Here is a 7,629-nt window from a genome sequence, read left to right as displayed (position 1 = left end):
GGCGTTGTTGCACAAAGGCCCGGGCGAACGCAGTAACCCCAACCCCAGACGGACTTAGGCCACGGCCACCGTCACCGGGCGTCCGAGTTGGCTGAACCGGTTGAGCAGGGCCACACGGATGTGCAACTCCGTCACCTGACGCTCAAACGTCCTGGCCATCACCCGCTCGCCCAGCCGCTTGAAGCAGTTCATCTTCGTCTCCACCAGGCTGCGCCGGTGGTAACCAATCCACTTCTTCCAGATTCGTCGTCCCAGCCGTTGGCACGCTCGCAAGGCTTCGTTGCGTGAAGCGGCCCCCGTCTGGTTGTTCTTCCACGCCCGGGCGTTCTTGCGTGGGGGAATGATGGCCTGGGCGTTGCGTCTGGCTATCGCCGCATGACACGCCTTGGTGTCGTAGGCTCCGTCACCGCCCACGCTGGCAATCGGCTCATCTGCGGGTATCTGGCTGAGCAGTTCAGGCAGCATGGGTGCGTCACCCGTGCCGTTGTCGGTGACTTCGATGGCCCGGATATCCAGTGTGTGGGCATCAATGGCCAGGTGCACCTTGCGCCACTGGCGCCGATAGTCCGCCCCATGCTTCTTGCGCTTCCATTCACCTTCACCCAGGAACTTGATGCCGGTGCTGTCGACCAACAGGTCCAACGCGGTGGTGCTCGGTCGGTAGGGCAGCTTGACGCTCAGGTGCTTCTGACGTCGGCACACGGTGCTGAAGTCCGGCACCTTCCAGTCCAGACCGGCCAGTCGCAGCAGGCTTTCAACCATTCCCAGGCTCTGGCGCAGGGGCAAGCTGAAGAGGCTCTTGATGCTCAGGCAGAACTGGATGGCGGCATCGGAGAAGATGGGTTGGCGACCCCGCTTGCCGGTGGCTGGGGCGTACCACTGCATGCCTTTGTCCAACCAGACCGTCAGTGACCCGCGTGCCTTGAGTGAGGCGTTGTAGCTGGCCCAGTTCGTCGTCTTGTACTTGCCCCTGGGGCGCTTGCTCTCACTCATGCTGCGAGCCTAGCAGCTGATTGGGGTGGATTTGTGCAACAGAGCCGTGCTGGACGAGCGCTGGGAAGTCTGCGAGGAAACACGCCTGCAAGGACGCTGCATGGTGCTGCGCCAGGGCCGGTATCCATCACCAGGTTCGATGGGACTGTATGGCCGCGTGGTGTCGGCCCGCATCGTACCGGCCAACGAGCATGTTGACGCGTCGCGCCTGGCTCCCGACCCAATGGCCATCTATGATTCCCGCCGTAGAGGAAGCGAGCGACTGTACAAGGTTCCGGTCACTTCGGTGCGCGCAGTCATGGGGCCGCCGGAACAGCGCTGCTGGATTGAGCGCGAGGCGATTGTGATGCCGCCGCGTTCCAATACGAACGTACCTGCAGCGCTCGCCGGAGCCCTGATAGGAGGAATTCTTGGGCATCAAGTGGGAGGCGGCAGCGGCCAAGACATTGCAACTGTAGGTGGCGCCGTGGCCGGCGCAGTGGTCGGATCGCGGCTAGGTGGCAGAACGCAAGACACGACAGCGCAGACCCAAGATGTGCAGCGCTGTTCCACCATGCCAGCCAGCGGCGTACCTGATCACTGGGAAGCAACGTACACATTCCGCGGACAAGAGCACCGGATTCAGACCGCAACGCGGCCTGGGGATACGGTGATGGTCAATCGGCGCGGCGAACCCCGCTCGTGAGCGGGTCAAGCCGTGTTTACAGCGGCGCCTGCCCGTTTGACGGGCGGGTGCCGTAGAACGAGTGGATGCTGGCCTCCCACTTCTCATCGGCCATGTCGGGCCAGTGCTTCGGGTCAAAGCCTGGGGCGTTCTCGAGCTTTTCGCGCTTGACGTCGAGCACGAAGCACTTCTTGTCAGTGTCCAGCGTCATGGCGCCCCAAGGTACGGCAAAAAGCTTTTCTCCCATCCCCATGAAAAAGCCCCCGAAGGACAGCACGGCATAGCTGACACGGCCCGTGCGCATGTCCAACATGATTTCCTTGATGTCGCCCAGGTCGAGAGACTCCTTGTTGTAGACGTCGTTACCAATCAGCGTCTTGGCGCCCATGAGGTACGGTCCAGGTCCGTGACGCGCATCAGGTCCAGAACCTGAGGCAGTCGTTGACTGCGCCGTCGAGAACATGCTTGGATCATTGGATGTCATTTGAATCACCTTTGGATATAGACAGTTTCAAGCGCAAGCAGCTTGGCTTGCCGTGTTCACACTAAGGTGATGCGAGGGTTACGTCTGTACGCTTTCAGACATTCGAATGCAGCCGCGCGCAAAACGAACCCTCAACCAAAGTCTGGCTCCCTGACCATGATCGGTTCACGAGAACCTGCAGCGCTTCTTTTCCGAACGGCTTCGTCGATTTCATGCATATGATCCAGATAGATTTGCAGCGGGTCTGGGTTCGGGTCGCCACCTCTGTAGCGGTAACGCAAGACAGCACTCGAGATGCTGGCACCCAGATAGCTCCCTTCCGCTTCCACCCAGAACCGGACGGAACCAGATGCGGCATCAAAATAGGCGTCATCTTTCATATCGTCTGTTGGCTGAGCGCCATGGCGGGGCGGCGGGCTACCCCTCGGCTCACCTTATCAGTGGATATGAATGGGGCGGCTGCAGCACCGACGTTGAGCGTGCTCTTCATCTCCTGGGCTAGCCGTTGGGCCAACTCCCTGGCCCTTGCCAGTGAAGCGGATTCGACCAGCACCCGCACCACGGGCTGGGTGCCAGAGGTCCGCAATAGCACCCGCCCGACACCGTTGATTTCTTTGTCAGCACGTTCCTGGAATGGCGAGATCCAGTCTTTGTCCAGAGGCACCAGACCGGCCGCAATGGGTACGTTGACGAGGTACTGCGCGTTCATGCAAAGGTCATCGCACAACTGAGCCAGCGTACGACCGGACCTTTTGAGTGCGGCGATCACACGCAGTGCGGCCATAACGCCATCGCTCGTGCTGTGCCAGTCCAACCCGATCAAATGCCCAGAGCCTTCTCCGCCCAGGCGCCAGCCTCGCTGCTTGAGCATTGTTTTGACGTGTCTGTCTCCGACCGCAGCCCGCTCAAAAGGCACGCCTCGCCGCAGCAAGGCCCGCTCCAGCCCTTGGTTGCTCATCATCGTTCCCACCACGCCACCTTGAAGATGGTCATTGATTTGAGCGTCCACGGCCAAGACGTACAGAAGTTCGTCGCCACCATAAATACGGCCTGCGGCATCAGCCATCACAAGCCTGTCGCCGTCACCATCCAGCGCAACCCCCAGGTCGGCGTGGTGTGCCAGTACGGCTCGCGCCAAATGCCTGGGAACAGTGGCCCCGACTTTGCTGTTGATGTTGACGCCGTTGGGGGAAATGCCTACCGCAATCACATCCGCACCCAGCTGTCTGAATACCGCTGGAGCCACCTTGTGACAAGCGCCATGGGCGGCATCCACCACGATCTTCAGGCCACGCAGGCTGATGCCTCCTGGCAGGGCATGCTTGCAGAAGTCTATGTAATGCGCCCCTGCATCCGGCAAGCATCTCGTCGCGCCTAGCCGGGTAGAAGGCACGCAAGGCAAAGGACCGCTCATGGCAACCGCGATGGCCTGCTCCTGATCGTCGGGCAGCTTGTCGCCTTCGGCGGAGAAGAACTTGATGCCGTTGTCGTGAAACGGGTTGTGTGATGCACTGACCACCAAACCTGCCTGGCAACCATGATGCCGCGTCAGGTAAGCAACGCCCGGGGTAGGCATTTCGCCACACAAGACCGTATCCACCCCGGCTGCGGCAAGACCCGCCTGCAAAGCCGCCGAGAACATGGGAGCCGATGCCCGGGTATCAGTACCGATCATGACGGATGGTCGAAAACCTCTTGCTCTGCGCGGTGCGGTGATCACCTGCCCCACTGCGTGCCCGAGCTGCACGATGGTCTGTGGCGTCATGGGCTCCACACCCACACGAGCGCGGACACCATCGGTGCGGAACTGTTTTTGCATGCTCATGGGTATCCCTTCAATGGATGGGCCGCCGCCGCACAGGACCACAGCCGGTTCATAGAGAAGCTGGACCATAGAAGGTGTGACGTTTGAGGTCTGTGCGCTGGCGTACCTGTTGCACAGTGTTCGCCAGCGCACAGACCCCGCCAGGCTTGAGCCGCACCATGCGTCCACTAACCCACCGGACGATTTCGTGCCACCTTACGTACCTTCCCAACGCAGATTGACGCCCCTTGGAACTTGGACTCCGTGGTCGTGGCCGAAGTGGTTGGTGCTTGGATGCGGTTTCACACTGGCGGCGCACGCCAACGCGCAGGGGCTGGACGACGCAGGGCTGCTGACGAACTGGGGGGAGCGGCCTCTGGTTGTGATGCTGGCAGCGAGCCTGGGCCTCATCGTGCTGATCATGATGGCCTATGGCGTGCGCCACCTGCTGTTCACCATGAACCGTCTCTTTGGGCACCAGCGCCACCCCTATATAGACATCGACACCGCACAGTGGCCGCAGATCACCGTCTTCATTGCAGCGCACAACGAAGAGAAGGTGATCGCCGGCTGCATGGACGCGTTGCTGCAGACGGACTACCCAGCGAACAGGGTCAAGATCGTGCCTGTCAATGACCGCTCTAAAGATGGCACCCGCGCCATCATCGACGCGTATGCAGCCCGCCATCCGACGCGGATTTTTGCTTTTCATCGAAGCGGCGGCAAGCCCGGGAAGTCGGCCGCCCTGAAGGACGCGCTGGTCTGTGCCGAAGGGGACATCGCCATCATTTTTGACGCGGACTACATACCGGGCCGCGGTTTGCTCAAGCAGCTGGTGGCCCCCTTCTTTGACCCCGAGGTGGGCGCGGTCATGGGCCGCGTGGTGCCGCTCAATGTGGGTGCCAACCTCCTCACACGGATGCTGGACCTGGAGCGCGCCGCGGGCTACCAGGTAGATCAGCAGGCGCGCATGAACCTGCACGGGGTACCGCAATACGGGGGAACCGTGGGCGGCATCAGGCGCACGGCCATGGCCGCCGTGGGCGGTTGGCACGACGACACCCTGGCAGAGGACACCGACATCACGTTCCGGCTGTTGATAGCGGGATGGAAAACCATCTACAACAACCGCGCAGAGTGTTACGAAGAAGTTCCCGAAGAATGGCCGGTACGCATGCGCCAGATCAAGCGCTGGGCCAAAGGCCACAACCAGGTTCTGTACCGGTATGGCTGGAAGCTTTTGATGAGCAAAAAAACATCGCTGCGCGAACGTGTCGACGGAACGATGTTGTTGCTGGTCTTCATGATGCCCCCGGTGCTGCTACTGGGCTGGGTGGCCGCGCTTTCGCTGTATTACCTAAACGCCGGGACCATGGTCGCTCTGTTCATTCCGCAGATGGCTCTGGTGGCATATGGCGCCCTGGGCAACTTTGCCGCATTCCATGAAATTGTGATCGCCGTGCTGCTGGACGGGCACCGCCGCCGCATCCGGCTGCTGCCCGTCAATCTGCTGTGTTTCGTTGCCAGCCTGTTCGCAATTTCGTCGGCCCTGGCGGAGTCTGTGATGGACCGCCTTCGTGGCCGCGAAATGGTGTGGCACAAGACTGCACGCTACCGAAAGACCTCTTCATGAATGACGCACTGCAAAGTCTGTTGCCCAATTTTTTGCTGTTCGCACTGGTATGCGGCACCTTGTTGCTGCTGCCATTCGTGCCCGCCTGGCGAGAATGGCGCCAACCCAGCGACTGCACCGCGCTGAGGGTCTCAGCCAACTTGACCAGTGACACCAGATACCTGGCACAGCAGTTCCGCGCGCAGATCGAGGCACGGCTTGCGGCTGGGGCACCGCAAGTCCATGGTGGCGCGGACACGTTCAATGGCCCGGGCCTGCGCCCCATCATCAGCACCCAGGCACTGCGGTTGCGGGCCGACACCATCATCCACACGCCCCTTTACGCGGCAGCCGATGTGGAGGCGGCCGCCCGAACCGAGTTGCGTGAACTTTTGTGTGTGGGAAGTCTGACGCTGGGACCTCACAGCCGCATCAGCGGCTGGGCACACGCAGACCAGGAAGCGGTGCTGGGCGATGCGTGCTTGGCGGTGCGGCGTTTGTCCTCAGGCGTGTCCATCAACTTGGGCATTCGATGCTGCTTCGAGCGGCTGCACGCACCCACACTTCGCTTTGGGCACGTGCCGGTGTCTACCGCTGCCCCTCATGACCCGGGGCAGGCAACACTGCATATGCTGCGCCGCATACCTGGCGCCCAGCGCTGGAGCAACGACGCATGGCGCATTGATGGCGATTGCGATATTCCTGCCTGGCACCACTTCATCGGCTCGCTGGTGGTGACAGGGACACTGCGCGTGGGTGAAGGCGCCCTGATCGAGGGCAGCGTGAAAGCGCACAAGGGCATACATGTAGGGGCTGGGGCGCAGATCACCAAAGCCGTCGTCTGTGAGGGTGCCATTCACCTGGAGCGGAATGCCATGGTGGGTGGTCCGCTGGTGTCAGAAACCCACGTTCTGTTGCTAAACCGCGCACGGGTGGGCTCTATGCATGCGCCCACCACGGTGAGCGCCACGCACATCCTGATAGCCTCCGGTGTGACCACGCACGGCACGGTGTGGGCACGAAATGCCGGCGTGGTTTTGGGATCGGCATGAAACGTTTTATTTTGTCTTTTTTGGCAATGGCCATGTGGGTGACCGTGACCCCGGCGTTGGCCGCGGAACGCAAGCCCGTACTGGACCTGACCGGCTACGTCGACGCTTCGGGTGCGATCTCGGTTCAGCGCGGCGGCGACACCGTAGACCCCTACTTCACACTGCAGGCGCTGTTGCTGGCACAAGCCAACGGGTTGGACACTGCGGCTCTGGCCGCTGCCTGGGGCGAATGGCTGCTGTTGCGGCAAAAGCCCGATGCCACGTTTGACAGATATTGCCGCAATGGGCCTGTGTGGGCGGCCTGCAAGACCGCCGATGCCGACGATTCGTTGCTGGGGCTGTGGGTGGTTTTCGCAGACAGCCTGCCCGCTTCGCAACGTTCGCGGCCGGCGTGGGTGCGCAGCCGTGCCGCAGCAAGGACTGCCCTGGCGCGCCTGGTGGACCCCGCCCGTGGTGTCTATCTGGTATCCCCTGTCTATCAGCACGGGCTGTTCATGGACAACCTGGAACTCTGGGCGCACAACGCCACCCATCCCAGTTCAACCAAAACGCCGAAAACCAGCTTCACGCAAGCCATCGTTTCCACCTTCTGGGACAAGGAGCGCCAGCGTTACCTCGTGTCAACCCAACCAGGCCAGCGCGATACGGCGCACGCGTTCTACCCGGATGCTGTTGCACAGATATTCCCATTGCTGGTGAACTTTCCTCACCTGCCCGGAGGTGCCAGGGCGTATTACCACGCGTGGATGGCCGAGCATCGCAGCGAATGGCTGGCACAGGTTCACCATGACTTTGCCTGGGGACTGATCGCCATCGCAGCGTTGCAACACGAAGACCTGGCGTCAGCACGTTGCTGGCTGCAGGTCGCGCTGCCCTATCGGCATACGGTTCATTGGACGGTGACGGATGAAGTGGTCGCACAAATTCTGAACGCACGCGCCATACAGGCCAGAGTAGACAAAGCCGGCTGCCCCCAGCGACCGGTTGACAACCTGGCACCCACACCACAATGAACACCCC

The 7,629-nt window shown here is 61.5% G+C and carries 7 protein-coding genes and 1 pseudogene; 4 read left to right on the top strand and 4 right to left on the bottom strand.

Going from position 1 to position 7,629, the window contains the following annotated elements; genetic code table 11:
- Positions 1-54: 54 nt before the first annotated feature.
- On the bottom strand, positions 55-993 hold the full coding sequence (locus HA630_RS07400) for an IS5 family transposase (RefSeq protein WP_166833507.1): 939 nt from the start codon (positions 991-993) through the stop codon (positions 55-57).
- Between the two features lie 46 nt (positions 994-1,039).
- Between HA630_RS07400 and HA630_RS07395 the strand changes: the two genes are divergently transcribed.
- Positions 1,040-1,678, top strand: a complete 639-nt coding sequence (locus HA630_RS07395) for a glycine zipper 2TM domain-containing protein (protein WP_166833751.1) — start codon at positions 1,040-1,042, stop codon at positions 1,676-1,678.
- Positions 1,679-1,694: 16 nt separating this feature from the next.
- Here HA630_RS07395 and HA630_RS07390 read toward each other — a convergent pair whose 3' ends face one another.
- The 3 genes and pseudogenes from HA630_RS07390 to glmM form a co-directional block, all read right to left on the bottom strand.
- Positions 1,695-2,045 carry a PRC-barrel domain-containing protein gene (locus HA630_RS07390; protein WP_371809223.1) on the bottom strand — a complete coding sequence of 117 codons (351 nt, stop codon included), beginning with the start codon at positions 2,043-2,045 and terminating at the stop codon, positions 1,695-1,697.
- Positions 2,046-2,272: 227 nt separating this feature from the next.
- On the bottom strand, positions 2,273-2,521 hold the full coding sequence (locus HA630_RS07385; protein ID WP_166833747.1) for a hypothetical protein: 249 nt from the start codon (positions 2,519-2,521) through the stop codon (positions 2,273-2,275).
- A gap of 104 nt (positions 2,522-2,625) precedes the next feature.
- A pseudogene (glmM, locus tag HA630_RS07380) lies at positions 2,626-3,960 on the bottom strand (phosphoglucosamine mutase); the annotation flags it as partial.
- A 271-nt stretch (positions 3,961-4,231) separates the two neighbouring features.
- Between glmM and HA630_RS07375 the strand changes: the two are divergent.
- From HA630_RS07375 to HA630_RS07365, 3 genes are read left to right on the top strand one after another with little or no spacing between them, the layout of a single operon-like run.
- Positions 4,232-5,578: a glycosyltransferase family 2 protein gene (locus tag HA630_RS07375; RefSeq protein ID WP_371809222.1), complete on the top strand. Its 1,347-nt coding sequence runs from the start codon at positions 4,232-4,234 to the stop codon at positions 5,576-5,578.
- A complete protein-coding gene (locus HA630_RS07370; protein WP_166833746.1) occupies positions 5,575-6,609 on the top strand; it encodes a polymer-forming cytoskeletal protein in 1,035 nt (344 codons plus the stop codon). Before HA630_RS07375 ends, HA630_RS07370 begins: the two co-directional genes overlap by 4 nt.
- Positions 6,606-7,622: a hypothetical protein gene (locus HA630_RS07365; protein ID WP_243855392.1), complete on the top strand. Its 1,017-nt coding sequence runs from the start codon at positions 6,606-6,608 to the stop codon at positions 7,620-7,622. The genes HA630_RS07370 and HA630_RS07365 overlap by 4 nt, the downstream gene beginning before the upstream one ends.
- Positions 7,623-7,629: the final 7 nt, after the last annotated feature.

The sequence above is a fragment of the Aquabacterium sp. A08 genome (assembly GCF_011742065.1).
The sequence above is the reverse complement of the archived record's forward strand: the minus strand, read 5'-3'. Positions and strand labels throughout refer to the sequence as shown.

Bases quoted from the DNA above. Each gene is read 5' to 3' on its own strand.
- HA630_RS07370 (WP_166833746.1), top strand. From the start codon at position 5,575: ATGAATGACGCACTGCAAAGTCTGTTGCCCAATTTTTTGCTGTTCGCA.
- HA630_RS07385 (WP_166833747.1), bottom strand. From the start codon at position 2,521: ATGAAAGATGACGCCTATTTTGATGCCGCATCTGGTTCCGTCCGGTTC.
- HA630_RS07390 (WP_371809223.1), bottom strand. From the start codon at position 2,045: ATGGGCGCCAAGACGCTGATTGGTAACGACGTCTACAACAAGGAGTCT.
- HA630_RS07400 (WP_166833507.1), bottom strand. From the start codon at position 993: ATGAGTGAGAGCAAGCGCCCCAGGGGCAAGTACAAGACGACGAACTGG.
- HA630_RS07365 (WP_243855392.1), top strand. From the start codon at position 6,606: ATGAAACGTTTTATTTTGTCTTTTTTGGCAATGGCCATGTGGGTGACC.